This is a genomic window from Caenimonas terrae, from assembly GCF_042655405.1.
Lineage (GTDB): Bacteria > Pseudomonadota > Gammaproteobacteria > Burkholderiales > Burkholderiaceae_C > Ramlibacter > Ramlibacter terrae_A.
In genome coordinates this window covers 375,945-401,493 of sequence record NZ_JBHSMF010000010.1, presented here as the reverse complement: position 1 = coordinate 401,493, position 25,549 = coordinate 375,945, and the positions used below count along the sequence as shown (strand labels likewise).

The 25,549-nt window shown below is 69.1% G+C and carries 21 protein-coding genes; 14 read left to right on the top strand and 7 right to left on the bottom strand.

Features of this window, described 5'->3' with window-relative positions; genetic code table 11:
- Nucleotides 1-3: 3 nt before the first annotated feature.
- The 3 genes from ACFPOE_RS21150 to ACFPOE_RS21140 form a co-directional block, all read right to left on the bottom strand.
- Nucleotides 4-564, bottom strand: coding sequence for a C40 family peptidase (locus ACFPOE_RS21150; protein ID WP_376852308.1), 561 nt, complete (start codon nucleotides 562-564; stop codon nucleotides 4-6).
- A 142-nt stretch (nucleotides 565-706) separates the two neighbouring features.
- A complete protein-coding gene (locus tag ACFPOE_RS21145; RefSeq protein ID WP_376852307.1) occupies nucleotides 707-1,354 on the bottom strand; it encodes a response regulator in 648 nt (215 codons plus the stop codon).
- Between the two features lie 34 nt (nucleotides 1,355-1,388).
- A complete protein-coding gene (locus ACFPOE_RS21140; protein WP_376852306.1) occupies nucleotides 1,389-2,483 on the bottom strand; it encodes a hybrid sensor histidine kinase/response regulator in 1,095 nt (364 codons plus the stop codon).
- 212 nt (nucleotides 2,484-2,695) lie between these two features.
- Between ACFPOE_RS21140 and ACFPOE_RS21135 the strand changes: the two genes are divergently transcribed.
- Nucleotides 2,696-3,895 (top strand): diguanylate cyclase domain-containing protein, encoded by a 1,200-nt coding sequence (locus tag ACFPOE_RS21135; RefSeq protein WP_376852305.1) that lies wholly within the window; start codon nucleotides 2,696-2,698, stop codon nucleotides 3,893-3,895.
- 5 nt (nucleotides 3,896-3,900) lie between these two features.
- On the opposite strand, the gene ACFPOE_RS21130 is transcribed toward ACFPOE_RS21135, so the two are convergent.
- Complete coding sequence (locus tag ACFPOE_RS21130) at nucleotides 3,901-5,526, bottom strand: 4-hydroxyphenylacetate 3-hydroxylase family protein (RefSeq protein ID WP_376852304.1); 1,626 nt, start codon at nucleotides 5,524-5,526, stop codon at nucleotides 3,901-3,903.
- 66 nt (nucleotides 5,527-5,592) lie between these two features.
- Here ACFPOE_RS21130 and ACFPOE_RS21125 point away from each other — a divergent pair, with 66 nt between their 5' ends.
- The 3 genes from ACFPOE_RS21125 to ACFPOE_RS21115 are packed head-to-tail and all read left to right on the top strand — an operon-like array spanning nucleotide 5,593 to nucleotide 9,124.
- Nucleotides 5,593-6,201 (top strand): isochorismatase family protein, encoded by a 609-nt coding sequence (locus tag ACFPOE_RS21125; protein WP_376852303.1) that lies wholly within the window; start codon nucleotides 5,593-5,595, stop codon nucleotides 6,199-6,201.
- Between the two features lie 9 nt (nucleotides 6,202-6,210).
- Nucleotides 6,211-7,191 carry an acrylyl-CoA reductase (NADPH) gene (acuI, locus tag ACFPOE_RS21120; RefSeq protein WP_376852302.1) on the top strand — a complete coding sequence of 327 codons (981 nt, stop codon included), beginning with the start codon at nucleotides 6,211-6,213 and terminating at the stop codon, nucleotides 7,189-7,191.
- Entirely contained in the window at nucleotides 7,163-9,124 is a 1,962-nt protein-coding gene (locus ACFPOE_RS21115) for a propionate--CoA ligase (RefSeq protein WP_376852301.1), read from the top strand. Before acuI ends, ACFPOE_RS21115 begins: the two co-directional genes overlap by 29 nt.
- Nucleotides 9,125-9,146: 22 nt before the next feature.
- Here the strand turns inward: ACFPOE_RS21115 and ACFPOE_RS21110 are convergent, their stop codons facing one another.
- A complete protein-coding gene (locus ACFPOE_RS21110) occupies nucleotides 9,147-10,460 on the bottom strand; it encodes a tetratricopeptide repeat protein (RefSeq protein ID WP_376852300.1) in 1,314 nt (437 codons plus the stop codon).
- Between the two features lie 187 nt (nucleotides 10,461-10,647).
- On the opposite strand from ACFPOE_RS21110, the gene ACFPOE_RS21105 reads away from it, so the two are divergent.
- The 5 genes from ACFPOE_RS21105 to ACFPOE_RS21085 all read left to right on the top strand — a co-directional run bounded on the left by ACFPOE_RS21105 (nucleotide 10,648) and on the right by ACFPOE_RS21085 (nucleotide 18,132).
- Nucleotides 10,648-13,518 (top strand): 2-oxoglutarate dehydrogenase E1 component, encoded by a 2,871-nt coding sequence (locus tag ACFPOE_RS21105; protein WP_376852299.1) that lies wholly within the window; start codon nucleotides 10,648-10,650, stop codon nucleotides 13,516-13,518.
- A gap of 92 nt (nucleotides 13,519-13,610) precedes the next feature.
- Nucleotides 13,611-14,891, top strand: a complete 1,281-nt coding sequence (gene odhB, locus ACFPOE_RS21100) for a 2-oxoglutarate dehydrogenase complex dihydrolipoyllysine-residue succinyltransferase (RefSeq protein ID WP_376852298.1) — start codon at nucleotides 13,611-13,613, stop codon at nucleotides 14,889-14,891.
- A 46-nt stretch (nucleotides 14,892-14,937) separates the two neighbouring features.
- Nucleotides 14,938-16,389, top strand: coding sequence for a dihydrolipoyl dehydrogenase (lpdA, locus tag ACFPOE_RS21095; protein WP_376852297.1), 1,452 nt, complete (start codon nucleotides 14,938-14,940; stop codon nucleotides 16,387-16,389).
- A gap of 13 nt (nucleotides 16,390-16,402) precedes the next feature.
- Nucleotides 16,403-17,503 carry a cell division protein ZapE gene (zapE, locus tag ACFPOE_RS21090; RefSeq protein WP_376852296.1) on the top strand — a complete coding sequence of 367 codons (1,101 nt, stop codon included), beginning with the start codon at nucleotides 16,403-16,405 and terminating at the stop codon, nucleotides 17,501-17,503.
- Entirely contained in the window at nucleotides 17,500-18,132 is a 633-nt protein-coding gene (locus tag ACFPOE_RS21085) for a hypothetical protein (protein WP_376852295.1), read from the top strand. Before zapE ends, ACFPOE_RS21085 begins: the two co-directional genes overlap by 4 nt.
- A gap of 12 nt (nucleotides 18,133-18,144) precedes the next feature.
- Here ACFPOE_RS21085 and ACFPOE_RS21080 read toward each other — a convergent pair whose 3' ends face one another.
- Complete coding sequence (locus tag ACFPOE_RS21080; protein ID WP_376852294.1) at nucleotides 18,145-18,906, bottom strand: PP2C family protein-serine/threonine phosphatase; 762 nt, start codon at nucleotides 18,904-18,906, stop codon at nucleotides 18,145-18,147.
- Nucleotides 18,907-19,018: 112 nt separating this feature from the next.
- Between ACFPOE_RS21080 and ACFPOE_RS21075 the strand changes: the two genes are divergently transcribed.
- Both ACFPOE_RS21075 and ACFPOE_RS21070 read left to right on the top strand, forming a co-directional pair.
- Nucleotides 19,019-19,222, top strand: coding sequence for a YdcH family protein (locus tag ACFPOE_RS21075; RefSeq protein ID WP_376852293.1), 204 nt, complete (start codon nucleotides 19,019-19,021; stop codon nucleotides 19,220-19,222).
- Nucleotides 19,223-19,231: 9 nt separating this feature from the next.
- The gene (locus tag ACFPOE_RS21070) at nucleotides 19,232-21,256 is read left to right on the top strand and encodes an ATP-dependent DNA helicase (RefSeq protein ID WP_376852292.1); all 2,025 of its coding nucleotides are present in this window, start codon (nucleotides 19,232-19,234) and stop codon (nucleotides 21,254-21,256) included.
- Here ACFPOE_RS21070 and ACFPOE_RS21065 read toward each other — a convergent pair.
- Nucleotides 21,219-22,028 (bottom strand): outer membrane protein assembly factor BamD, encoded by an 810-nt coding sequence (locus ACFPOE_RS21065; protein WP_376852291.1) that lies wholly within the window; start codon nucleotides 22,026-22,028, stop codon nucleotides 21,219-21,221. The genes ACFPOE_RS21070 and ACFPOE_RS21065 overlap by 38 nt on opposite strands.
- A gap of 28 nt (nucleotides 22,029-22,056) precedes the next feature.
- On the opposite strand from ACFPOE_RS21065, the gene ACFPOE_RS21060 reads away from it, so the two are divergent.
- The 3 genes from ACFPOE_RS21060 to ACFPOE_RS21050 all read left to right on the top strand — a co-directional run bounded on the left by ACFPOE_RS21060 (nucleotide 22,057) and on the right by ACFPOE_RS21050 (nucleotide 25,416).
- The gene (locus ACFPOE_RS21060) at nucleotides 22,057-23,073 is read left to right on the top strand and encodes an RluA family pseudouridine synthase (protein WP_376852290.1); all 1,017 of its coding nucleotides are present in this window, start codon (nucleotides 22,057-22,059) and stop codon (nucleotides 23,071-23,073) included.
- A gap of 105 nt (nucleotides 23,074-23,178) precedes the next feature.
- The gene (gene scpB, locus ACFPOE_RS21055; RefSeq protein WP_376852289.1) at nucleotides 23,179-23,895 is read left to right on the top strand and encodes an SMC-Scp complex subunit ScpB; all 717 of its coding nucleotides are present in this window, start codon (nucleotides 23,179-23,181) and stop codon (nucleotides 23,893-23,895) included.
- A gap of 3 nt (nucleotides 23,896-23,898) precedes the next feature.
- Nucleotides 23,899-25,416 carry a pseudouridine synthase gene (locus ACFPOE_RS21050; protein ID WP_376852288.1) on the top strand — a complete coding sequence of 506 codons (1,518 nt, stop codon included), beginning with the start codon at nucleotides 23,899-23,901 and terminating at the stop codon, nucleotides 25,414-25,416.
- Nucleotides 25,417-25,549: the final 133 nt, after the last annotated feature.

Sequence of the window (25,549 nt, the reverse complement as noted above, 5' to 3'; positions counted from 1 at the left end):
CCGTCAGGGCTGGGCGGCCTGCGGGTCGAACGCCGGGACGGCGGCCGTTTGCACGCGGCGCGCACCGTCGAAGCGGCGGGACCAATACGCGACGCCCATGTCCTCAACCCGGACCTGGGCGCCCGGCTTGGGCGAATGGATGAATTTGCCTTCGCCCACGTAGATGCCGACGTGGCTGAACGCACGGCGCATGGTGTTGAAGAACACCAGGTCGCCGGGCTGCAGGTCCTTGCGGTCGATGGCTTGCGTGGCGGCGGCCTGCTCGTCGGCCTTGCGTGGCAGCACGAGGCCGACGGTCTGCTCGTACATGGCGCGGACGAAGCCGCTGCAATCGAAACCGGTCTCGGCCGAATTGCCGCCGCGGCGATAAGGCACGCCCAGGAATCCCATGGCGTTGAGGACCAGATCGGAAGCCTTGTCGGCAACCCGGGTGCGCACCCGTTCCAGCTTGTCCAGCAAGCCCTTGTCGGCGATGAAGCGGCCCATCTCGTCGTCCGCCGGCGCTGCCACGGCGACGCGCGACGCGCAGCACACGAACAGGAAAATGCAGAGCCAGCGGGACATGGGAGCGAGGTTATCGACCAGCTCCTCAGAAGTCAAGCGAGCTGCAAAACGCAAGCCGTTGATTCGTATCGAAAATTAAACGGGCCCCAGCCGCTCGTCGGAGCTTGGCCAGGGGTGCCGCCGCGCCGCGGCACGATCAAGATCAAGGCTTGACCAGGCCCTTGCGAACCGCGTAGAGCGTCAGGCTGGCGATGTCGTTCAGCCGCAGCCGCTCCATGATTCGGGCGCGATGCACGTCGACTGTCTTGGGCGACAGGCCCAGCTCGAACGCGATTTCCTTGGAGGCGCGGCCCTGGGCGATCAGCTTGAGGATCTCGATCTGGCGCGTCGTCAGCTCGTCGTCGATGGTGGGCTCGGAGGGCTGCAGCAAGCGTTGCGCGATCGTCGGGCTGAAATAGCTGCCGGTCGCCATCACGCTGCGCACCGCCTGTTCCAGCTCGAACGGCGGGGCGTCCTTCATCAGGTAGCCGCAGGCGCCGTTGGCCACTGCGCGCTTGACGAAATCGACGGTGTCGTACATCGACAGCACCAGCAGCCGCACCTTCGGCTGGCGGGCGTGGATGTGCGCGATCGCCGCGATGCCGTCCATGCGCGGCATCGAGATGTCGGTCATGACGACATCGGGCTCCAGGCTTTCGACCAGCTGGATCAGTTCCTGGCCGTCGCGCGCTTCCGCCACCACCTGGACGCCGTCGATCATGGACAGCAGCGCCTTGATGCCGGAGCGGACCAGGTCGTGGTCGTCCGCAAGGACCACCCGGATGGGACGCTGGGTCGAGTCTGGTTTCATCGTATTTTCGCCATCGGCAAATGTACCGCCCCGTTCACAACACGGCCCGCAAGGCCACGCCGGCCCCCGGCCTGGTACGGATTAGCAGGCGGCCGCCGGCCAGTTCGGTGCGTTCGATCATCCCGTACAGGCCGACATTGCGTTCGCTGGGCTGGCCGGACAGCAGGTCGTGCTTGTCGAAGCCCACGCCGTTGTCGATCACCAGCACGCCGATGCGGTCGTGCGGCAGGAAGCGCAGCCGCACCCACACATGGGTCGCCTGCGCGTGCCGCGCCACGTTGTTCATCGCTTCCTGCACCAGCCTGACCACGACCGAGGCCGTTTCGCTCAGGCTGGCCGGCTCGGTCCCGCGGGATGTGACCGTGCAGCGCAGGTCGGCCGGTTCGGCGATGCGCTGCACCGCGCTCTGGACCGCGGCCACCAGGCCCAGCAGGTCCAGTTGGGCCGGGCGCAGCGAGAACGACAGGGTCTTGAGTTGCGACACCGCGCCCTGCGCCATCTCCATTGCGGTGTCCGTGTGCTTGGTCGCCGCCTGCGCGTCAGCGGCCAGCTTCTTGGCCGCATGCAGATGCAGCACCATGCCGGTCAGGGTCTGGCCCAGCTGGTCGTGCAATTCGCGGGAGATCAGCGTGCGTTCGCGTTCCTGCGCGACCACCAGCCGGGCCGACAGCTTCTTGAGCCGCCGGTAGGCCGCTTCCAGCTCCAGCCCCAGCTGTTCCTGCTGCGCCAGCCGGCGGCGCTCGGTCATCACCCGTTCGATGATCTGCGGCAGCGTGCCCAGCTTGTCCTTGGTCAGGTAGTCCTTGGCGCCGCAGCGCAACACATGCACGGCGGCCTCTTCCCCGATGGCCCGCGTCACCACGATCAGCGGGGTGCCGCAGCGCCGCGCCACGAGGATCTGCAAGGCGGCGTAGGGCGAGAACCTGGGCATGTTGAAGTCGCACAGGATGGCGTCGAAATCCTCCGACACGGCATCCAGGAAGGCATTGGCGTCATCGACCCGCCGCAGGACGTAGCGGCGGTGAGGATCGGCGCGCTCGAGGGTGAGCGCCATCAGCTCGACGTCGTCCGGGTTGTCCTCGACGCACAGCAATCGGATGGTGGGAGATGCTGTTGCGAAGGTGGACACGGGATGGTGGGTGCGGGAGCTGGATGAATCGGTGGTGCGCCGAGTTTAACGTCCTGCTGTGCCAGGTCAGCATCTGGTCGGGAGCTTCCCTTGGAGCGGGAGGGCTAGGGAATTTTCTTAACCCGCACACAGTTTTCACTTAGTTTCAAAACGTTTCAACGTGTTTTCATACGTGTCAAGGCGCAGTTGTCTTTGCATCGGAGGGCCACATCATGAAATCGCAATTCGAACCCACGACCGTTCAGCAGCCCGACAGTGTCGGCGGCTCGGCGCGCTCCCGGGTCGCGCGGGTGGCGCGGGCGGTGCACAGGATCGAGCCTGCGGTCGGCGTGACCGTGGCCCTGGCGACCGGCTGGCGCGCCGCCACGACCAACTCGGAGCTGCCTTGGCTGTGGCTGTTCTGCCTGTTCGCGCTCGGCATCGCGTGCTGGGCCGGCTGGCGCCGGTCGGTGGCGCAGTTCGAGATCGCTGCCCGGGGCCTGGCCCTGCTGGCCGCAGGTCTGCTGTTGCACACCTATGGCGGCGTTCCAGGCGGCGCCGCGGGCGTGTACTTCTTCTGGCTCGGACTGCCCGCGCTGTATTACGTCTTCGTGCTGAAAGCGCCGTACGCGTCGCTGATTGCAGTGGCGGCGGTCGCCGAATTCACCCTGGCGGCCCTGTGGATCGGCGGCGACACCCTGTCCTCGCTGGCGGTGCAAGGCGCCTACCTGCTGATCGTGCCGATGCTGGTCGCGATGAAGCTGGGCTCGCTCGCGCGCCGCCGCTCGCCGCGGGCGGGCGACGCCCGCACCGACCGCAGCACGGCCCTGTACAACCGCAGCGGCCTGCTCACGCACGGCAGGGAGCTGCTCGCGCATTGCCGTGCCGAACGCCGCGAGCTGACGCTGGCCGTGTTCGACTGCGGCGACCTGCTGGAGGCCCGCAGCATCTATGGCAACCGCACCAGCCGCAAGCTGGTCGACACCATCGTGCGCAAGCTCGGCCTGCTGGCCGGCGGCCAGGGGCTGGCCGCCCGCACCGGCCCGACCCAGTTCGCTGTGGCAATGCCGATGTCGCGCGACAAGGCAGTGCAGGCAATCGAGCGCCTGCTGGGCAATCCGACCCGCTTCGAGCTGGAGGGCAGCAAGAGCGAGATCGTGCTGGTGCCCCACGTCATGGTGGAAGTGGTGCCGGCGGCCGGCACGGTGGAGCGGATGTTCGCGGCCCTGTGCCGCGGCCTGGTGCGGGTGCAGGAAGAAGAGCGGATGCGCCAGCGCTACCTGCAGCGCGAACGCGAACGCCATTCGCGCCCGATGCTGATCGCGGCCGAGGCGCCGGTGGCCAGGCCGTCGCGGGTGCCCCGGCTCGACCCGGATCCGGTCGTCGTGCACCAGATCCCGAACACCATCCCGATGCCGCTGTCGGCCCGCTGAGCCGCTCAGGCGCGCGGGGGCGGGACCGGCAGGTCCACCATCACCGGCTGGCCGGGAGTGCTGCAACCTGTGTCGCAGCATTTGCCCGGCTGCCGGTTGCGCGTGATGGCCCGCTCCGGATCGTGCGGCGCGCTGGCCGGCCCGCCGTCGGCGCCGATGCCGCGCTCCAGGATCCGTTCGACCAGTTCCACCTTGGAGCCGATCGGGTAATTGCGGTAGATCTCCTGCTTCATGGCGGCCGGCGAGCCGCCGCCATGCAGGCTGATCACGCTGTACCAGCCGCCCTGGTAGCCGGCCGTCAGGTCCTCGATGAAGCGCGCGGTCTCGATCCGCTGTTCGTACGGCACCGCGGGGTTGGCGCGCAGCACCTCGGACAGCCTGGCCGCCGTCTCCGGGTTGTGGTCCTCGTCGGGGCCGGGCAGGGTGACGATCAGGCCGCCGCTCACATAGTGGGCGATCCGGTGCATGTCGTAGATCTGCGTGGCCAGCAGCAGCTTGCCGATGTTGGAGAACACCGGGTCGGGCATGAACGTGTGGCTGTGCTCGTCTTCCTTCCCGTAGACGCTGGCCGCCACGCCGCAGGCGAAAAAGCCCTCGGTGATCTTGATCAGTTCCACCATCTGCTCGCGCAGGTGCGTCTCGCGGCCCGGATCGAAGCCGTTGGCCTCGCACATCAGGGCGCCGGCGCCGATCAGCAGGTCGCCGAAGCCGGCGCGGGCGCCGATGCAGGTATGCCGGTGGTGGGTGGCGTAGCTGTACGTCAGGTGCCCGGAATGCTCCCACTCGCCGGCATAGAAGACGCTTTCCCACGGCACGAGCACCTTGTCGAACAGCACGACGCCGGTGCTCTGCCCGTACTTGCGGCTGAACAGGGCGTCGCCGTGTTCGAGCTTGTCGCCCGGACGGCCGGCCGGGCGGGCGACGATGGTGATGCCCGGCGCGTCCACCGGCACCGCGCAGCACACCGCGAAATCGGCGTCCTCCTTGCCCATGTTGCGGCAGGGCATGACCAGCAGTTCGTGCACGTAGGGCGCGCCGGTGACGATTGCCTTGGTGCCGGAGATCACGATGCCCTTCGCGTTGCGCTCGACCACGTGCACGTAGCTGTCCACGTTGGCCTGCTCGTGCGGACGCCGGCTGCGGTCGCCCTTGGCGTCGGTCATCGCAATGCCCAGCGTCAGGTCCTGGTCCTGCACCCGATGCAGGTAGTTGAGAAAGCGAGCCGTGTGCTCGCGCGTGCCCCTGGCGTCGTCGATGCGGGCGCTGACCTGGCCGATCGCATTGAGCGCGTCGTGCGTCAGGTAGCGCTGGGCGCAGCCGGTTTCCTGGCAGACCAGCCGCACCGCTTCCAGCTTGTTGAGCAGGTCGCCGGCGCTGGTGTCGATGTGGGTCATGCGGTTGACCGTCTTGCCGCTGGTGTGCTGCACCGCCCGCATCACCGGCGCGTACTTGTCCTTGAGCGCGTAGTCGTAGGTCAGGGCGATGGCGTTGAGGCCGGGCTGGAACGCGGGCTCGTCGGCCACGTTCTCTACCCGGCGGCCGTCCACGAACACGGCCGGCCGGTAGCGCCGCAGCGATTCGCGGTAGTCCCGGCCCGACATCAGCAGGGCCGTGGAAGCGGTTGCGTTCATCCTGTCTCCTGTTTCGGTGAATTTTGAACAGACAATAGCGCAACACCGACCAAGGAAACGACACCCATGCTGCTCGACGCCGACGACTCCCAGCTGGTGCTGGTGGATTACCAGGCCCGGCTGATGCCCGCCATCCACGAAAGCCCGCTGGTGCTGGCCAATGCCCTGCGGCTGGCCCGGCTGGCGCAGCTGATGGAGGTGCCGGTCTGGGGCACGCAGGAGAATCCGGCGGCCCTCGGCGAGAACCCGCCGGAACTGCGTGCCCTGTGCCGCAAGACGCTGGCCAAGATGCATTTCAGTGCCGTCGCCGACGGACTGGTGGAGCTGCTGCGGCCGCCGGCGCGGCAGCAGCAGGGCGGCAACGCCCGCAGCCTGCCCAAGCACCTGCAAAAGCCGCAGCAGCAGCCGGCCGAGGGCCGCAACACGGTGGTGATCGCCGGCTGCGAGGCCCATGTCTGCCTGCTGCAGACCGCGCTCGACCTGCTGGACGAAGAGTTCGAGGTCTGGGTGGTGACCGACGCCTGCTCCTCGCAGAGCGAGCGCAACCGCGACGCCGCCTTCGACCGGCTGGCCGGCGCCGGCGCCGAACTCGTCACGACGCAGATGGTGGCCTTCGAATGGCTGCGCACGGCCGACCATCCGGATTTCCGCGAAGCACTCGCACTGATCAAGTAGGAGCAAGCGATGTTCAAGGCACTGCAATTGAACAAGGCCGAGGCGGGGTTCTCGGCCGCGGTGGTGGAACTGGAGGACGCGCAGCTGCCGGCCGGCGACGTGCTGGCGCGGATCGAGCATTCGACGCTGAACTACAAGGACGCCCTGGCCATCACCAACAAGGGCCCGGTGGTGCGCGCCTGGCCGATGGTGGCCGGCATCGATGGCGCCGGCACGGTGCTGGAGTCGACCCATCCGAAGTGGAAGGCCGGCGACCGCTTCGTCCACAACGGCTGGGGGCTGGGCGAAACCCGCTGGGGCCTGCTGTCGGGCCATGCCCGCCTGCAGGGCGACTGGCTGGTGGCACTGCCCGCGGCGTTCACGACCCGCCAGGCGATGGCGATCGGCACCGCCGGCTACACCGCGATGCTGTGCGTGCTGGCGCTGGAGCAGCACGGCGCCAAGCCGGGCGACGGCGAGGTGCTGGTGACCGGCGCCACCGGCGGCGTCGGCAGCGTCGCCACCGCGATCCTGGGCAGGCTGGGCTACAAGGTGGTCGCCGCCACCGGCAAGACCTCGGAAGCCGCCTATTTGCAGAAGCTGGGTGCCAGTTCGGTCATCGACCGCGCCGAGCTCGCCGCGCCGGGCAAGCCCCTGCAGAAGGAACGCTGGGCGGCCGTGGTCGACCCGGTCGGCTCGCATACCCTGGCCAATGCCAGCGCCCAGACCCGCTACGGCGGCGTGGTGGCGGCCTGCGGCCTGGCCCAGGGCGCGGACTTTCCCGCCACCGTGATGCCCTTCATCCTGCGCGGCATCACGCTGGCCGGCATCGACAGCGTGATGGCGCCGCTGGCGCGCCGCCAGCTGGCCTGGGACCGGCTGGCCCGCGACCTCGACCCGGCGCTGCTGGAGACCATCACGACCGAGATCTCGCTGGAGCAGGCGCCGGCCCGGGCGGCCGATCTGCTGGCCGGTCAGGTTCGTGGAAGGCTGGTGGTCACAATCGCCTGAGACCAGTTTCACGGAGACGCAGATGGCCCCGCCCGACCGCAGCAGCTATTCCGAGTTCTACCGCCGCTCCATCGAGGACCCCGACGGGTTCTGGGGCGAGCAGGCGGCCTTGATCGACTGGCAGACCCGGCCGGCCCGGATCTGCGACGACAGCAACCCGCCGTTCACCCGCTGGTTCGTCGGCGGCACCACCAACCTGTGCCACAACGCGGTCGATCGCCACCTGGCGGCGCGGGCCGGGCAGCCGGCCCTGATCTGCGTGTCCAGCGAGACCGACAGCGAGCGCGTCTACACCTTCCGCCAGCTGCATGACGAAGTGCAGCGCGCCGCCGCGATGCTGCAGACGCTGGGCGTCAACAAGGGCGACCGGGTGCTGATCTACATGCCGATGATCGCGGAAGCGGCGTTCGCGATGCTGGCCTGCGCGCGCATCGGCGCGGTCCATTCGGTGGTGTTCGGCGGCTTCGCCTCGGTGTCGCTGGCCTCGCGCATCGAGGATGCGCAGCCCACGGTGATCGTCAGCGCCGACGCCGGCTCGCGCGCCGGCAAGGTGGTGCCCTACAAGCCGTTGCTGGACGAGGCGATCCGGCTGTCCACGCACAAGCCGGCGGCCGTGCTGCTGGTGGACCGCGGCCTGGCGCCGATGGAACGCACCGCCGGCCGCGACCACGACTGGGCGGCGCTGTCCGGGCAGCACGCGGGCGTGCAGGTGCCGTGCGAGTGGCTGCAGGCCACCGACATCAGCTACACCATCTACACCAGCGGCACCACCGGCCGGCCCAAGGGCGTGCAGCGCGACGTCGGCGGCTATGCGGTGGCGCTCGCCGCGAGCATGAAGCACATCTTCCTGTGCGAGCCGGGCGAAACCTATTTCTCCACCAGCGACATCGGCTGGGTGGTGGGCCACAGCTACATCGTCTACGGCCCGCTGATCGCCGGCATGGCGACCATCATGTACGAGGGCCTGCCGATCCGGCCCGACCCCGGCGTGTGGTGGAGCCTGGTCGAGAAGTACAGGGTCAGCGCGATGTTCAGCGCGCCGACCGCGGTGCGCGTGCTCAAGAAGCAGGACCCGGCCTTTCTCAAGAAGTACGACCTGTCCAGCCTGAAGGCCCTGTTCCTGGCCGGCGAGCCGCTGGACGAGCCCACGGCGCGCTGGATCAGCGAAGGGCTGGACGTGCCCATCATCGACAACTACTGGCAGACCGAGAGCGGCTGGCCGATCCTGACCATCGCCAACGGCGTGGAGCGCCAGGCCAGCAAGTTCGGCAGCCCCGGCGTGCCGATGTACGGCTACAAGGTGAAGATCCTGCACGAAAGCACCGGCGAGGAACTGACCCGGCCCAACGAGAAGGGCGTCGTCGTGATCGAGGGGCCGACGCCGCCGGGCTTCATGCAGACCGTCTGGCGCGACGACGAGCGCTTCGTCAACACCTACTGGAAGAGCATTCCCGGGCGGCTGGTGTACAGCACCTTCGACTGGGGCATCCGCGACGAGGACGGCTACTACTACATCCTGGGCCGCACCGACGACGTGATCAACGTGGCCGGCCACCGGCTCGGCACCCGCGAGATCGAGGAAAGCATCTCCAGCCATCCCAACGTGGCCGAAGTGGCGGTGGTCGGCGTGGCCGACCCGCTCAAGGGCCAGGTCGCGATGGCTTTCGTGGTCGCCCGCGACACCTCGGCGCTGGCCGACGAGGCGTCGAAGCTGCGGCTGGAAGGCGAGATCATGAAGCAGGTCGACGAGCAGCTCGGCGCCATCGCCCGGCCGGCGCGGGTGCGCTTCGTCACGCTGCTGCCCAAGACGCGCAGCGGCAAGCTGCTGCGGCGCGCCATCCAAGCGGTGTGCGAAGGCCGCGACGCCGGCGACCTGACGACGATCGAGGACCCTTCCGCGCTGCAGCAGATCCGCGAGCTGCTGGCCGGTTAGGCCGGCGCGCGGTCGCGTGCGCTTACGCGGGCTTCTTGGCCACCACCAGGAAGCCGGCCAGCGGCTGGTCTCCCTCCATGCGCAGCACCTGCTCCTCCACCGACAGCTCGGTGAAGCCGGCGGCGCGGCACAGCGCTTCCACGTGGCTGCGCTTGTGGGCATAGCGGCCGCTGGGGCGCAGCACCAGGTCGGCCTCGTCTTGCGCGGCGGTCTCGCAGGAGAAGATGAACTGGCCGCCGGGCAGCAGGATGCGGTACGCATCGGGAATGGCCGCCGTCAGGTCGCCCACGTAGATGAACACGTCCAGCGCGGCGATCACGTGGTACAGCGACGCCGGCGTTTCCTTCAGCGCATCGAGCACGTTGACGTGGTGGAAGCGGTCGTAGACCTGGTGGCCGGCGGCCTGCGCGGTCATCGGCTCGGACAGGTCCACGCCGATCAGGTAACCGTCGATGCGGCCCAGGCAGGCGCCCAGCAGGCCGGTGCCGCAGCCCAGGTCCAGCACGTTGAGCTTGAGGTCCGGGTGGCTGGCCTTGATGATGTCGGCCACCTGCCTGGGCAGCTTGTACTTCAGGCCGCGCACCAGGTGGTCGTCGAACTGGTAGGCGATGGAGTCGAACAGGCCCTTGACGACGGCCTCGGGTTGGGAGGGCGGCGTCTCGCCGGCCGCGAGGGCCCGCAGGAACTGGTATTCCTGGTTGTCCGGCTCGCGTTCGAGCAGGACCGCGCAGTCCTTCAGCGCGGCCTCGTCGTCCTTCATGGCGTGCAGCGCCTGGGCGCGTCCCAGCAGGGCGGCGTTGTTGCCGGGTTGCCGCTCCAGGATGCCGCTGTAGCACCGGACCGCGTCCTCGTGGCGGCCGACGCGCCGCAGGTCGGTGGCCAGCAGCAGCTGGATCGCGTCGTTGCCGGGCACCACTGCGGCCAGGTCGTTCAGCCAGCTGAGCGCCAGGTCGATGCGCGACGCGTCGTGCGCCACGTCCACCATCCGGGCCAGCACCTGCGGGTTGCGCGGGTCGAGAGCGACGGCGCGCCGTGCATGGTCCAGGGCTTCGTCGAAGCGCCCGAGCCGGGCCAGCAGGGCCGCGTATTCGGTGACCGACACCGGCCAGGTCGGTTCCAGTTCCACTGCGCGCCGCGCCGCTTCCTCGGCGCGCTGCGGATTGCCGGCCGCCTCGCCCAGGCGCATGCCCAGCAGATAGACCCGCGGGTCGCGCGGCGCTGACTTGGCGACGCCGTTGAGGCGTTCGGCTGCCTCCGACAGTTTCCCGCTGGTGATGAGATGCTGCACGGTCTGCAGGCGCTTGGCGATGGGATCGGCGGGAGTCGAGGTGGTCATTGGTCGCTACTGCTGGACGTAAACCACGCATTATCGGCGACAGCCAGAGGGCGACCCGAACGGTGGCACAATCGAACCTGCAACCGGCCCTTCCAGCCACAGTCGCATCCGCCAACCGGTCAAGCCGTGCCGCGGAAGGTTCTCAAACCAGCTAAAGCCACCCGCAGGGCGGCGGAAAGTCAGCGCTATGAGCGAGCCCAGCTCCGTCTACACGGCCTATCAAGGCAATTCCTATCTCTTCGGCGGCAACGCGCCCTATGTCGAGGAGATGTACGAAAACTACCTCGCCAATCCCGGCAGCGTGCCTGACAACTGGCGCGACTATTTCGACGCGCTGCAGAACGTGCCCGCGGTCGACGGCAGCAATGCCAAGGACGTCCCGCACCAGCCGGTTATCAACGCATTCGCCGAGCGCGCCAAGCAGGGCGGCACCAAGGTGGTGGTCGCCAGCGGCGCCGACTCGGAACTGGGCCGCAAGCGCACCGCCGTCCAGCAACTGATCGCCGCCTACCGCAACGTCGGCGCCCGCTGGGCCGACCTCGACCCGCTCAAGCGGACCGAGCGCGAGAAGATCCCCGAGCTCGACCCCGCCTTCTACGGCTTCACCGACGCCGACTACGAGACGGTGTTCCACACCGGCAATACCTTCTTCGGCAAGGAGACGATGACGCTGCGCGAGCTGCTCAACGCCTTGCGCGAGACCTACGCCGGCACCATCGGCGCCGAGTACATGTACCTCACCGACCAGGCCAAGAAGCGCTGGTGGCAGCAGCGGCTGGAAAGCATCCGCAGCAAGCCCAACTTCGCGGCCGACAAGAAGAAGCACATCCTGGACCGGGTGACGGCAGCCGAGGGCCTCGAGCGCTTCCTGCACACCAAGTACGTCGGCCAGAAGCGCTTCTCGCTGGAAGGCGGCGAGAGCTTCATCGCTTCGATGGACGAACTGATCCAGGAAGCAGGCGTGCGCGGCGTGCAGGAGATCGTGATCGGCATGGCGCACCGCGGCCGCCTGAACGTGCTGGTCAACTCGCTGGGCAAGATGCCGGCCGACCTGTTCGCCGAGTTCGACCACACGGCCAAGGAAGACCTGCCTTCCGGCGACGTCAAGTACCACCAGGGCTTCAGCTCGGACGTCACCACCCGCGGCGGCCCGGTGCACCTGAGCCTGGCCTTCAATCCCTCGCACCTGGAGATCGTCAACCCGGTGGTCGAAGGCTCGGTCCGGGCCCGGATGGACCGGCGCGCCGACCCGCTGGGCAAGCAGGTGCTGCCGGTGCTGGTGCACGGCGACGCCGCCTTCGCCGGCCAGGGCGTGGTGATGGAAACGCTGGCGCTGGCCGAGACCCGCGGCTACTTCACGGGCGGCACGGTCCACATCGTCATCAACAACCAGATCGGCTTCACCACCAGCGATCCGCGCGACAGCCGCTCCACGCTGTACTGCACCGACGTGGTCAAGATGATCGAGGCGCCGGTGCTGCACGTGAACGGCGACGATCCGGAGGCGGTGGTGCTCGCGACCCAGCTGGCGCTGGACTACCGGATGGAGTTTTCCAAGGACGTGGTGGTGGACATCGTCTGCTTCCGCAAGCTCGGGCACAACGAGCAGGACACGCCGTCGCTGACCCAGCCGCTGATGTACAAGAAGATCGCCGCCCACCCCGGCACGCGCAAGCTCTACGCCGACAAGCTGGCGGCGCAGGGCCTGGGCGAGACGCTGGGCGACGACATGGTCAAGGCGTATCGCGCCGCCATGGACGCGGGCAAGCACACCACCGATCCGGTGCTGACCAACTTCAAGAGCAAGTACGCGGTGGACTGGAGCCCGTACCTGGGCAAGAAGTGGACCGACGCCGCCGACACCGCCATCCCGATGGCCGAGTGGAAGCGCATCGCCGAGCGCATCACCACCGTGCCGGCCAACTTCACGCCGCACCCGCTGGTCAAGAAGGTGCTGGACGACCGCGCCGCGATGGGCCGGGGCGAGTCCAACGTCGACTGGGGCATGGGCGAGCACATGGCCTTCGCCTCGCTGGTCGCCAGCGGCTACCCGGTGCGCCTGTCGGGCGAGGACGTGGGCCGCGGCACCTTCACACACCGGCACTCGGTGCTGCACGACCAGAACCGCGAGCGCTGGGACATCGGCACCTACGTGCCGCTGCAGAACGTGGCCGACAACCAGGCCCCGTTCGTGGTCATCGACTCGATCCTGTCGGAGGAGGCGGTGCTGGGCTTCGAGTACGGCTACGCGTCCAACGACCCCAACACGCTGGTGATCTGGGAAGCGCAGTTCGGCGACTTCGTCAACGGCGCCCAGGTGGTGATCGACCAGTTCATCGCCTCGGGCGAGGTCAAGTGGGGGCGCGTCAACGGCATCACCCTGATGCTGCCGCACGGCTACGAGGGCCAGGGCCCGGAGCACAGCTCGGCGCGGCTGGAGCGCTTCATGCAGCTGTCGGCCGACCTGAACATGCAGGTGGTGCAGCCCACCACGGCCAGCCAGATCTTCCACCTGCTGCGCCGCCAGATGGTGCGCGGGCTGCGCAAGCCGCTGATCATCATGACGCCCAAGTCGCTGCTGCGCAACAAGGACGCCACCTCGCCGCTGTCCGAGTTCACCAAGGGCGGCTTCCAGACCGTGATCCCGGAGAACCGCGAGCTCAAGGGCGACAAGGTCAAGCGGGTGGTCATCTGCTCGGGCAAGGTGTACTACGACCTGGCCAAGAAGCGCGAGGAGAGGGGCGCCGACGACGTCGCCATCCTGCGGGTGGAGCAGCTCTATCCGTTCCCGCACAAGGTGTTCGCCGCCGAACTGCGCAAGTACCCGAACGCGACCGAGCTGGTATGGACCCAGGACGAGCCGCAGAACCAGGGCGCCTGGTTCTTCGTGCAGCACTACATCCACGAGAACATGCTGGAAGGCCAGAAGCTGGGCTACTCCGGCCGCGCCGCCTCGGCCTCGCCGGCCGTGGGCTATTCGCACCTGCACCAGGAGCAGCAGAAGAGCTTGGTCGACGGGGCCTTTGCAAAACTCAAAGGCTTCATCCTGACCAAGTGATATTCGGGCGCGCAGCGCCGGAATATCTCCGCGCGGTCGACCCGGACTGAGCCGGTCACCGCGCGGCAATCCCAGAACAACTAGGAACCGAAATGTCTATCGTTGAAGTCAAAGTCCCGCAGCTGTCCGAATCGGTTGCAGAAGCAACCCTGCTGACGTGGAAGAAGAAGCCCGGCGACGCGATCTCGATCGACGAGATCCTGATCGAGATCGAGACCGACAAGGTGGTGCTGGAAGTGCCGGCGCCGGCGGCCGGCGTGCTGGCGGAGATCGTGCAGGCGGACGGCGCCACGGTCGTCGCCGAACAGGTCATCGCGAAGATCGACACCGAAGGCAAGGGCGCCGCCGCCGCTCCGCCCGCTGCCGCAGCGCCGGCTGCCGCGCCTGCCGCCGCCCCTGCGGCAGCACCGGCCTCGGCCGCCGCCGCCACCGGCGGCTCCAAGGCCGGCATCGCGATGCCGGCCGCCGCCAAGCTGATGGCCGACAACCAGCTCGCTTCCGGCTCGGTGCCCGGCACCGGCAAGGACGGCCGCGTCACCAAGGGCGACGTGCTCGGCGCGGTGGCCGGCGGGGGTGCCAAGCCTGCCGTCGCACCGGTCGCGGCCGCTGCCGCGGCGCCGCGCGCCGCGCTGCAGGCCGTCAGCGCCCCGGTCGGCGCGCCCAGCCTGGGCGAGCGCCCGGAGCAGCGCGTTCCGATGAGCCGGCTGCGGGCCCGCGTCGCCGAGCGGCTGCTGCAATCGCAGCAGAGCAATGCGATCCTGACCACGTTCAACGAAGTGAACATGGCGCCGGTGATGGAGATGCGCAAGCGCTTCCAGGAGAAGTTCGAGAAGGAGCACGGCGTCAAGATCGGCTTCATGAGCTTCTTCGTGAAAGCCGCCGTCCACGCGCTCAAGAAGTACCCGGTGATCAACGCCTCGGTGGACGGCAACGACATCGTCTACCACGGCTACTTCGACATCGGCATCGCGGTGGGTTCGCCGCGCGGGCTGGTGGTGCCGATCCTGCGCAACGCCGACCAGATGAGCTTTGCCGACATCGAAAAGAAGATCGCCGAGTACGGCGCCAAGGCGCGCGACGGCAAGCTGGGCATCGAGGAGATGACCGGCGGCACCTTCTCGATCTCCAACGGCGGGGTGTTCGGCTCGATGCTGTCCACGCCCATCATCAACCCGCCGCAGTCGGCCATCCTGGGCGTGCACGCCACCAAGGACCGCGCGGTGGTGGAGAACGGCCAGATCGTCATTCGCCCGATGAACTACCTGGCCCTGAGCTACGACCACCGCATCATCGACGGCCGCGAAGCGGTCCTCGGGCTGGTGGCGATGAAGGAAGCGCTGGAAGATCCGGCGCGCCTTCTCTTCGATATTTGAAACCATCAACAAGGACGAGGCTCCGCAAGGAGCCTCGTTATCGGTCGTGACAAGCAAACAATTTGACGTCGTCGTCATCGGCGCCGGCCCCGGCGGCTACATCGCGGCGATCCGCGCGGCCCAGCTGGGCTTCTCGGTGGCCTGCGTCGACGAGTGGAAGAACGGCAAGGGCGGCCCGGCACCGGGCGGCACCTGCACCAACGTCGGCTGCATTCCGTCCAAGGCGCTGCTGCAGTCGTCGGAGAATTTCGACCAGGCCGGCCACCATTTCGCCGACCACGGCATCAACATCCAGGGCCTGGAGATGGACGTCGGCAAGATGCTGGCGCGTAAGGACCAGGTGGTCAAGCAGAACAACGACGGCATCCTGTTCCTGTTCAAGAAGAACAAGGTGACGTTCTTCCACGGCCGCGCGTCGTTCGCCGCCAAGGCCGAGGCCGGCTACGAGATCAAGGTGGCTGGCGCCGCCGAGGAATCGCTTACCGGCAAGCATGTGATCGTCGCCACCGGCTCCAACGCCCGTGCCTTGCCGGGCGCGCCCTTCGACGAAGAAAACATCCTGTCCAACGACGGCGCGCTTCGCATCGGCGGCGTGCCGAAGAAGCTGGGCCTGATCGGCTCCGGCGTGATCGGCCTGGAGATGGGCTCGGTCTGGCGCCGCCTGGGCGCGGAAGTGACGGTGCTGGAAGCGCTGCCCACCTTCCTGGGCGCGGTCGACGAGCAGATCGCCAAGGAAGCGCACAAGGCGTTCACCAAGCAGGGACTGAAGATCGAACTGGGCGTCAAGGTCGGCGCGGTCAAGACAGCCCCTTCGACGGGTTCAGGGCGGTCGGGAGGCGTCTCGGTCGCATGGACCAACGCCAAGGGCGAGGCCCAGGTGCTGGAGGTGGACAAGCTGATCGTCTCGATCGGCCGCGTGCCCAACACCATCGGCCTGAACGCGGACGCGGTGGGGCTGAAGCTGGACGAGCGCGGCGCGATCCTGGTCGACGACCAGTGCAAGACCAACCTGCCCAATGTCTGGGCGGTGGGCGACGTGGTGCGCGGCCCGATGCTGGCGCACAAGGCGGAAGAGGAAGGCGTCGCGGTGGCCGAGCGCATCGCCGGCCAGCACGGCCACGTCAACTTCAACACCATCCCCTGGGTGATCTACACCAGCCCCGAGATCGCGTGGGTCGGCCAGACCGAGCAGCAGCTCAAGGCCGCCGGCGTCAAGTACAAGGCCGGCACCTTCCCGTTCATGGCCAACGGCCGGGCGCGGGCGCTGGGCGACACCACCGGCATGGTCAAGTTCCTGGCCGATGCCGCCAGCGACGAGATCCTGGGCGTGCACATCGTCGGGCCGATGGCCAGCGAGCTGATCTCCGAGGCGGTCGTCGCGATGGAGTTCCGCGCGTCGTCCGAGGACATCGCGCGCATCTGCCACGCCCATCCGTCGCTGTCGGAGGCGACCAAGGAAGCGGCGCTGGCCGTCGACAAACGGACCCTCAATTTCTGATCGACCCTGCAACGTGCCCTCGGTCCGTGAAGTCTACGAAGCCGAACTGAAGGCGCGCGGCTACCGCAGCGACCCGGCGCAGCTGCGCGCGGTGGAAGCGCTGGACCGCTGCGCGCGCGAGTGGGGGGCCTTCAAGGAGCAGCGCTCCAACGCCTTCAAGAAGCTGATCAACCGGCCGGCGATCCCGCGCGGCGTCTACATGTACGGCGGCGTCGGGCGCGGCAAGAGCTTCCTGATGGACTGCTTCTACACGGCGGTGCCGCTGGTGCGCAAGACGCGGCTGCACTTCCACGAGTTCATGCGCGAGGTCCACCGCGAGCTGGCCGACCTGCAGGGCACGGTCAACCCGCTGGACGTCCTGGGCGAGCGCATGTCGCGGCGCTACCGGCTGATCTGCTTCGACGAATTCCACGTCGCCGACATCACCGACGCGATGATCCTGCACCGGCTGCTGGCGGCGCTGTTCGACAACGGCGTCGGCTTCGTCACCACTTCCAACTTCAAGCCCGACGACCTGTATCCGGACGGCCTGCACCGCGACCGCGTGCTGCCGGCCATCGCACTGCTCAACGACAAGCTGGAGGTGATCAACGTCGACGACGGCAAGGACTACCGCGCCATCGCGATGGAGAGCGTGAAGCTGTATCACACGCCGCTGGGCCCGCAGGCGGACGCCGAGATGGACGACGCCTTCAGCCGGCTGGCCGAGAGCCACGACGAGGATCCGGTGCTGCACATCGAGGCGCGCGAGATCCGGGCCCGCCGCAAGGCCGGCGGCGTGGTGTGGTTCGACTTCAGGACGCTGTGCGGCGGCCCGCGCTCGCAGAACGACTACCTGGAGATCGCCAGCCAGTTCCATACCGTGCTGCTCAGCGACGTGCCCCACATGCCGGTGCGCATGGCGTCGGAAGCGCGCCGCTTCACCTGGCTGGTCGACGTGCTGTACGACCGCCGCGTGAAGCTGATCATGTCCGCCGCCGTGGCACCCGAGGCGTTGTACACGGACGGCCCGCTGGCGCACGAGTTCCCGCGGACCGTCTCGCGGCTGGCCGAGATGCAGTCGGCCGCCTTCCTTGCGCTGGAACACCGGACCGTCGACACTGGCCTCACATGAAACCGTTGCTGTATTGCCTGGCCCTGCTGGCGGCCGCATTGCCGGCCTGGGCCCAGGGCGACGCCGCCGAGCAGGCCGAACGGGCCCGCATCGAGGCCGGGCGCAAGCAGGCCGAATCCCAGCTGGTCGTGCAGGAGCGGGCCTGCTACCGGACATTCGCCGTCACCGACTGCCTCAAGGCGGCGCGGGCCGCGCGCCGCGACCGCCTGACCGAGCTGCGCCGCCAGGAGCTGGTGCTCAACGACGCCGAGCGCAAGCGCCGCGCGCAAGAGCAATTGCGCAGCCTCGAGGAGCGCAATTCGCCGCAGAAGGAACAGGAAAACGCCGCGCAGCGCGCCGAGGCGGTGGCGCGGCAACGGGACAAGCAGCAGGCCCAGGCCGAGCGCGCCGCCGAGCGGGCGCAGAACGCGGCATCGGCCCCGGTGCGCGCCGCCCGCACCGTGCAGGCCGCGCGCGAGCGCCAGGCCACCACCCGGAGCGCCCGCGAGCAGCGCGTCCACAACGCGACCGAAGAGCTGCGCCAGTCGCAGGAGCGGCAGCAGCAAGCCAAGGAGCGGCAGGAGCGGGTCGCGCGGCGCCAGGCCGAGGCCGCCAAGTCCGGCATCAAGCCGCTGCCGGTGCCGCCCTGAGCGGCGGGCCCGCTAGCTGTCCAGCGGCTCGAACTTGACGATCACCAGCGACAGGTTGTCGCCGCCGCCTCGGGCCCGGGTGCGGGCCTTTTCGATCAGGAACTCGGTGGCTTCGCGCGGCGACAGGGACGACAGCACCGAACCCAGCTCGCTCGGGCTGAAGTAATGCCAGACGCCGTCGCTGCACGCCAGCAGCACGTCGCCCGGGCGCAGCTGCGGAATGAAATGGACGTCGGCCGGCGGATCGTCGTCCGAGCCCAGGCAGCCCATCAGGATGTTGGACTGGGGATGGACGTTGGCTTCTTCCTCGGTGATCTCGCCCTTTTCCACCAGCGTCTGCACGTAGGAGTGGTCCATCGTGCGCTTGACCAGCTTGCCGGCGTGGAAATGGTAGATCCGCGAATCGCCGGCATGGACCCAGTGGCAGTCGCCGGCCGGGTTGATCAGGAAGGCGGCCAGCGTGCTGTGCGGCTCCTGTTCCGAGGAGATCGCCGTCAGCTTGATGACGATGTGCGCCTCCTGCACCATCTGGCGCAGCAGCGACGGTGCGTCGTCGCGCTCGGGCGCATAGCGCTCGAACAGCTGCTTGGCGGTCATCATGACCTGGTCGGAGGCCTTGCGCCCGCCGCTGCGCCCGCCCATGCCGTCGGCGACGATCCCCAGCACGCAGCCCGGCACCCGGGGGTGGCTGACCAGCGCGATCTGGTCCTGCTGGTATTCGCGGTCACCCTTGTGGATGCCGGTGGACGCGGTGAGTCGGTAACCTTTTGACATTTGTGCTGTCGGATCTTTCATTGCCCTTGGAGGCGGCGGTGGCTGCGCTCGATTCGGGCGTGGAAGACGTATTATCGAACGAACCGGCCATGCGCCTCTGCCGACTATTTCCTTGGACTCCAATCTCCACTCTCCCGAGCGTCGGCTGATCGAACTGCGCATGGAGCACGCCGACCTCGATGCGATGATCGACCGCGCCGCCGAAGCCAGCCCGGTCGACGAATTGATGATGCGGCGGCTGAAAAAGCGCCGGCTGGCGCTGCGCGACCAGATTTCCCGGCTGGAGCTGGCCCTCGACCCCAAAGAACCCGCGTGAGTCTGTCCCTTGAGCCTTGAGCCCGCGGTCCGGGAGGCGTTCGCGCCCCACGGCGTGCTGTCGCGCGCCGCCGACGAATTCCTGCCGCGCCAGGGCCAGACCGAGATGGCGCTGGCGGTGGCGCGCACCATCGAGCAGGGCGGCGCCCTGGTGGTGGAGGCGGGCACCGGCGTCGGCAAGACCTTTTCCTACCTGGTGCCGGCGCTCCTGAGCGGCGAGCGGGTGCTGCTGTCGACCGCCACCAAGACCCTGCAGGACCAGCTGTTCGGCCGCGACCTGCCACGGCTGGTGCAGGCGCTGGGGCTGCCGGTGCGCACCGCCCTGCTCAAGGGCCGGGCCAGCTACCTGTGCCTGCGCCGCATGGAGCTGGCACGCAGCGAAGGTTCGCTGCCGGACCGCAGCTCGCTGCGTTCGCTGGCCAAGATCGAGGAATGGGCGGTCGCCACCCGCACCGGCGACCTGGCGGAGCTGCCCGGGCTGGACGAGCGCTCGCCGCTGATCCCGCTGGTCACGTCCACCCGCGACAACTGCCTGGGCTCCCAATGCCCCAAGTTCCACGCCTGCCACGTCAACAAGGCGCGGCGCGAGGCGCTGGCGGCCGACGTGGTGGTGGTCAACCACCACCTGTTCTTCGCCGACCTGGCGGTGCGGGAATCGGGCATGGCCGAACTGCTGCCGACGGTGCGGGTGGCGATCTTCGACGAGGCCCACCAGCTCAACGAAACCGGCGTGCAGTTCCTCGGCGCCCAGATCACCACCGGGCAGCTGCTGGACTTCGGCCGCGACGTGCTGGCCGCCGGCCTGCAGTTCGCCCGCGGGCTGGCCGACTGGTCGGCGGTGGCGTCGGGCATCGAGCGCGCCGCCCGCGACCTGCGGCTGGTGGTCGGCCGCACGGCACCGGGCGCCAAGCTGCGCTGGACCGGCGAGGCGCCGGAGCAGGTGGATCCGCAGCCCTGGCTGCAGGCGCTGGATGAACTGCGGCAGGCCTTCACGGATGCCACGCAGGCGCTCGCCACCGTCAGCGAGATCGCCCCCGACTTCGTGCGGCTGCACGAGCGGGCCAGCGTGCTGGCGCAGCGCGCCGCCACCTTCGCCCAGCCGTGCGCGCCGGAGTCGGTGCGCTGGGTGGACGTGGGCCACCAGCTGCGGCTGGTGGAGTCGCCGCTGGACATCGCGCTGGCGGTGCAGGACAAGATGTTGAAGCAGCGCGGCGACGACGCCGAGCAGTCGCGCAAGGCCTGGATCTTCACCTCCGCCACGCTGGGCGACGACCCCAGGCTGCGCTGGTTCACCGAGCCCTGCGGGCTGGGCGACGCCGAGATCCTGCGGGTCGGCAGCCCCTTCGATTACCTGGTGCAGGCTGCCGTCTACGTGCCGCGCGACCTGCCCAAGCCCAACGACCCCGCGCACAGCACCGAAGTGGCCAGGCTGGCGGGCGACGCGGTGCGGCGGCTGGGCGGCCGCACCATGGTGCTCACCACCACGTTGCGGGCGCTGCGCAGCATCGGCGAGGCGCTACAGGCGCGCTTCGAGGGGTCGCTGGAGGTGGAGGTGCTGGTGCAGGGCCAATGGCCCAAGCGCCGGCTGATCGAGCGCTTCCGCGAGGGCGATGCCGACGGCCGGCCCGGTTGCGTGCTGGTCGCTTCGGCGTCGTTCTGGGAAGGGGTGGACGTGCCGGGCGATTCGCTGCAGCTGGTGATCATCGACAAGCTGCCGTTCCCGCCGCCCGGCGATCCGCTGGTGGAGGCGCGGGCGCAGCGCCTGGAGGGGCAGGGCCGCAGCGCGTTCAACGACTATTTCGTGCCGGAGGCGGCGGTGGCGCTCAAGCAGGGGGCGGGCCGGCTGATCCGGCGCGAATCGGACCAGGGCCTGCTGGTGGTGTGCGACACCCGGCTGGCGACGATGGGCTATGGGCGCCGGCTGCTGGCCGCGTTGCCGCCGATGCGCCGGCTGCAGTCGGCGCAGGAATTCGATGCCGCCGTGGAAGCGCTGGGGGCTACCAGAACTTCCACCACGCTTCCTGGGCCGACTTGACGCCGCCGCCGCGTCCCAGGAAGGCGCTGTTCGGGTAGTTCTTCTCCATCACGCGCCGCGTGTCGTCGCGCAGCTGGGTCATGCCCAGCGCGTCGTAGGAGCGCACCATGATGAACAGCGCCTCTTCCAGCGCGGGCACCGTCTGGTAGTCCTTCAGGGCGGTCTGCGCGCGGTTGATCGCGGCCACGTAGGCGCCCCGGCTGTAGTAATAGCGGGCCACGTGCACTTCGTACTGCGCCAGCGAGTTGACGATGTAGTTCATGCGCGCCCTGGCGTCGGGCGCGTAGCGCGAATCGGGGAAACGGGCCACCAGTTCCTTGAACGACTCGAAGGATTCCTTGGCCGCCTTCTGGTCGCGCTCGGACAGGTCCTGGCGCGCCAGGAAGGCGAAGGCGCCCAGGTTGTCGTTGAAGTTGACGATGCCCTTGAGGTACAGCGCATAGTCCATCGCCGGGCTGGCCGGATGCAGCTTCATGAAGCGATCCAGCGTCGCCTCCGCCTGGGCCTGGTCGCCGCTCTTGTATTGGGAGTAGGCCTTCTCCAGCTGGGCCTGCTGCGCCAGCGGCGTGCCGGCCGCGCGGCCCTCGAGCTTCTCGAACAGCGGGATCGCCTTGTCGTAGGCGCCCGAGCTCTGTTCGTCCTTGGCTTCCGCATAGAGCTTGTTCGGGCTCCAGGTGGCCGTCTTGTCGTCCGAAGTGGAGGAGCAGCCGGCCAGCAGCGCTGCCGCTCCCAGCAGCAGGGAGGGGACAACCGATAATTTCACGCTAGCCATCGCTTGGTACTTTCAGGAACAGGGCAAATTGATTATATCGGCCACCCCCCTCGAGCCCGAGGCGCAGACCCTGCCGGACGAGGGCGCCGACGCCGGTCCGGACAGCGAACTGCGTCCCTTTTCCATCGGCGCGCAGCAGCATGGCGAGCGTCTGGACCGCGCGCTGGCGCTGCTGGTGCCCGAGTTCTCGCGCAGCTACCTGCAGCAGCTGATCGAGTCCGGCGCGGTGCAGCTCAATGGCCGCCCGGCCGGCAAGGCGGCGCACAAGGTCAGGGCCGGGGACGCCGGCACGGTGGAATTGCGGCCGACGCCGCAAAGCCAGGCGTTCAAGCCCGAACCGATGGCGCTGGACATCGTGTTCCAGGACGAACACCTGCTGGTGCTGAACAAGCCGGCCGGGCTGGTCGTGCACCCGGCGCCCGGCAACTGGAGCGGGACGCTGCTCAACGGCCTGCTGGCGCATGACGCTGCCGCCCAGTTGCTGCCGCGCGCGGGCATCGTGCACCGGCTGGACAAGGACACCAGCGGCCTGATGGTGGTGGCCCGCAACCGCGCCGCGATGGATGCCCTGGTGCAGGCGATCGCTGCGCGCGAGGTTGCGCGCCAGTACGTCGCGCTGGCGCACAAGCAGTGGACCGGGCCCCGGCACCGGCAGGTGGATGCGCCGATCGGGCGCGATCCGCGCAACCGGCTGCGGATGGCGGTGGTCGACCTGGAGCGGCATGCCGGCAAGGCGGCTGTGACCGCCTTCGACCTGCTGGAGAACGCCGATGCCGGCTGCCTGGTGCGCGCCACCCTGCAGACCGGCCGCACCCACCAGATCCGCGTCCACATGGCCAGCATCGGCCATCCGCTGGTCGCCGACGAGCTGTACGGCGGCGCGGCCGCTGCCGGCATGCAGCGGCAGGCGCTGCATGCGGTCCGGCTGGCCTTGGTGCACCCGGCCACGCAGCAGCCGCTGGAGTTCCGCTCGCCGCTGCCGGCCGACATGGCGGCGGCGCTGGACGCCTGGGGGCTGCGTTACAATCCGCCCAATGGCTCTTGAGCCACGCCCCGCGCCCGTCCGCGCAGGCATGCGATGCGCCTCCTGGTGGCGCCGCCCCGATGAAATTGCCCGCCCGTTGGCGCCTTTTCCTGGAACCACAAGACCATGAATACGGCGGACGCCAAGCGCGTCCTCGAAACCGCGTTGATCTGTTCGCAGCAGCCCCTGCCTGTGCGGGAGCTGCGCGTCCTGTTCAATGACGAACTCGGCGCCGATACCATCAAGTCGCTGCTGGAAGACCTGCGCCTGGAATGGACCCAACGCGGCGTGGAGCTGGTCTGCGTGGCCACCGGCTGGCGCTTCCAGAGCCGGCCCGAGATGCGCGAATACCTCGACCGGCTGCACCCCGAGAAGCCGCCGCGCTACACCCGCGCCACCCTGGAAACGCTGGCGATCATCGCCTACCGCCAGCCGGTCACCCGCGGCGACATGGAAGACATCCGCGGCGTCACCATCAACGCCATGATCATCAAGCAGCTGGAGGACCGCGGCTGGGTGGAGGTGATCGGCCACCGCGAGGCGCCGGGCCGGCCGGCGCTGTTCGCCACCACCCGGCAGTTCCTGGACGACCTGGGCATCGAGTCGCTCGACCAGCTGCCGCTGCTGGACAACCCGGCGCAGCAATCGGCGATGTTCGAAGCGCTCGCCGCCGGCGGCACCCAGCCCGACCTGGCCATCGGCGAGCAGCCGGCGGCCCTGGACGATGCCGACGCCCTCCCACTGGATTCCACACAGCCCCCCGAGGCCGCGGCGGACGCGCCGCCCGTGCCACCCGATGACGAAAGTGCCGCCGACGATGCGGCCCAAGCAGTCGAGACCTGACCCATGAAGCAACCGGTGACCGGCCCCAGCGACGAGCCCACGCTCGAGGAGCTGGAAGAAAAAGAGGCGGCGGCGCACGCGCGCCGCGCGCAGGAGCTGGAGCGATTCGGCGCCGACGACGAGGACCCGGACGAAGACGAGGACGACGAGGATGACGAGGACGGCGAACGCAAGGCCCGGCGCGCCGCGCCGGCCGAGCCGCCCAAGCCGATCCTGTTCGCCGACGTCGTCTCCGGCCAGTTCGACGCCGACGAGGAAAGCCCGGAAGTCGGCCTGCCCAAGCGGGTGCTGACCCCGCAGGCCGACACGCCCAAGCTGCACAAGGTGCTGGCCCAGAGCGGCCTCGGCTCCCGGCTGGAGATGGAGCACCTGATCACGCAGGGCCGGATCTCGGTCAACAACGAGCCGGCCCACATCGGCCAGCGGATCCAGTTCGGCGACCAGATCAAGATCAACGGCAAGCCGATCCGCTACCGGATCGCACCTCCGCCGGCGCGCGTCATCGCCTATCACAAGCCGGTCGGCGAGATCGTCAGCAGCGACGATCCGCAGAACCGCCCGACCGTGTTCCGCAAGCTGCCCAAGCTGTACCAGGGCAAGTGGCAGTCGGTGGGGCGGCTGGACCTGAACACCGAAGGCCTGCTGCTGTTCACCAGCTCGGGCGAGCTGGCCAACAAGCTGATGCATCCGCGCTTCGGCCTGGAGCGCGAATACGCGGTCCGGGTACTGGGTGCGCTCAGCGCCGAGGAAAAGCAGCGGCTGCTCGACGGCGTCGAGCTCGAGGACGGCCGCGCGGCCTTCGGTTCGATCGAAGAGGGCGGCGGCGAAGGCGCCAACACCTGGTACCGGGTGACGATTTCCGAGGGCCGCAACCGCGAGGTGCGGCGCATGCTGGAAGCGGTGGGCCACGCCGTGAGCCGGCTGATCCGCATCCGCTATGGCGCGATGGTGCTGCCGCGCGGCCTCAAGCGCGGCGCCTGGATGGAACTGGACGAACGCGACATCCGCGAGCTGATGAACGCCGCCGGCGCCGCCGAGCGGCCGCTGGGTGGCCGGCCCCCGCGCGGCGAAGGCGAGGCACCGGGGCAGGGCGACGGCGCGCCCGGGCGCGGCGGGCGCAACCGCCGCCGCGGCAACCGCGGTGGCACCGGCCCGCGTCCGGGCAGCGGCCAGGGTGAAGGCCAGCAACAGCAGCGCGGCGGGCCGCCCGGCGGCGGCGGTGGCGGCCTGGGCCGCAACGCCGGCGGCCAGGGGCAGCAGCGCCGCCGCAAGGACCGGCAGGGCGGCGACCGCGGTGCCGATCGCCAGGCCGGCGCCGCGGCCCAGCCCGACCCGATGAAGACCTCGCTGGGCTACATCGGCGCCGACAGCTTCACCCGCCAGCGCCAGGGCGGTGCCGGCGGCCAGCGCGGCCCGGGCGGCGGCCAGCGCCGCGGTGGTGGGGGCGGTGGTGGGGGCGGTGGTGGCGGTGCCATGGGCGGCGGGGGCGGCGGCCAGCGCCGCGGCGGCCGCGGCCGCTGAAGCGCGCCGTCCAAAGCCAAGGTCACTGCGGCGGCGCCGGGCGCTGCCGCATGCGCAAGCTAAAATAAGAGGCTTTGCCGAACTTTCGACCCGCGGCAAGTCCTAACAATTACTCTCAAGCTCAGGAAACCCG

Bases quoted from the DNA above. Each gene is read 5' to 3' on its own strand.
- ACFPOE_RS21130 (WP_376852304.1), bottom strand. From the start codon at position 5,526: ATGAACGCAACCGCTTCCACGGCCCTGCTGATGTCGGGCCGGGACTAC.
- scpB (WP_376852289.1), top strand. From the start codon at position 23,179: ATGAATACGGCGGACGCCAAGCGCGTCCTCGAAACCGCGTTGATCTGT.
- ACFPOE_RS21065 (WP_376852291.1), bottom strand. From the start codon at position 22,028: ATGGCTAGCGTGAAATTATCGGTTGTCCCCTCCCTGCTGCTGGGAGCG.
- ACFPOE_RS21110 (WP_376852300.1), bottom strand. From the start codon at position 10,460: ATGACCACCTCGACTCCCGCCGATCCCATCGCCAAGCGCCTGCAGACC.
- ACFPOE_RS21125 (WP_376852303.1), top strand. From the start codon at position 5,593: ATGCTGCTCGACGCCGACGACTCCCAGCTGGTGCTGGTGGATTACCAG.
- ACFPOE_RS21135 (WP_376852305.1), top strand. From the start codon at position 2,696: ATGAAATCGCAATTCGAACCCACGACCGTTCAGCAGCCCGACAGTGTC.
- ACFPOE_RS21105 (WP_376852299.1), top strand. From the start codon at position 10,648: ATGAGCGAGCCCAGCTCCGTCTACACGGCCTATCAAGGCAATTCCTAT.
- odhB (WP_376852298.1), top strand. From the start codon at position 13,611: ATGTCTATCGTTGAAGTCAAAGTCCCGCAGCTGTCCGAATCGGTTGCA.
- ACFPOE_RS21145 (WP_376852307.1), bottom strand. From the start codon at position 1,354: ATGAAACCAGACTCGACCCAGCGTCCCATCCGGGTGGTCCTTGCGGAC.
- ACFPOE_RS21050 (WP_376852288.1), top strand. From the start codon at position 23,899: ATGAAGCAACCGGTGACCGGCCCCAGCGACGAGCCCACGCTCGAGGAG.
- acuI (WP_376852302.1), top strand. From the start codon at position 6,211: ATGTTCAAGGCACTGCAATTGAACAAGGCCGAGGCGGGGTTCTCGGCC.
- ACFPOE_RS21080 (WP_376852294.1), bottom strand. From the start codon at position 18,906: ATGTCAAAAGGTTACCGACTCACCGCGTCCACCGGCATCCACAAGGGT.
- ACFPOE_RS21085 (WP_376852295.1), top strand. From the start codon at position 17,500: ATGAAACCGTTGCTGTATTGCCTGGCCCTGCTGGCGGCCGCATTGCCG.
- ACFPOE_RS21150 (WP_376852308.1), bottom strand. From the start codon at position 564: ATGTCCCGCTGGCTCTGCATTTTCCTGTTCGTGTGCTGCGCGTCGCGC.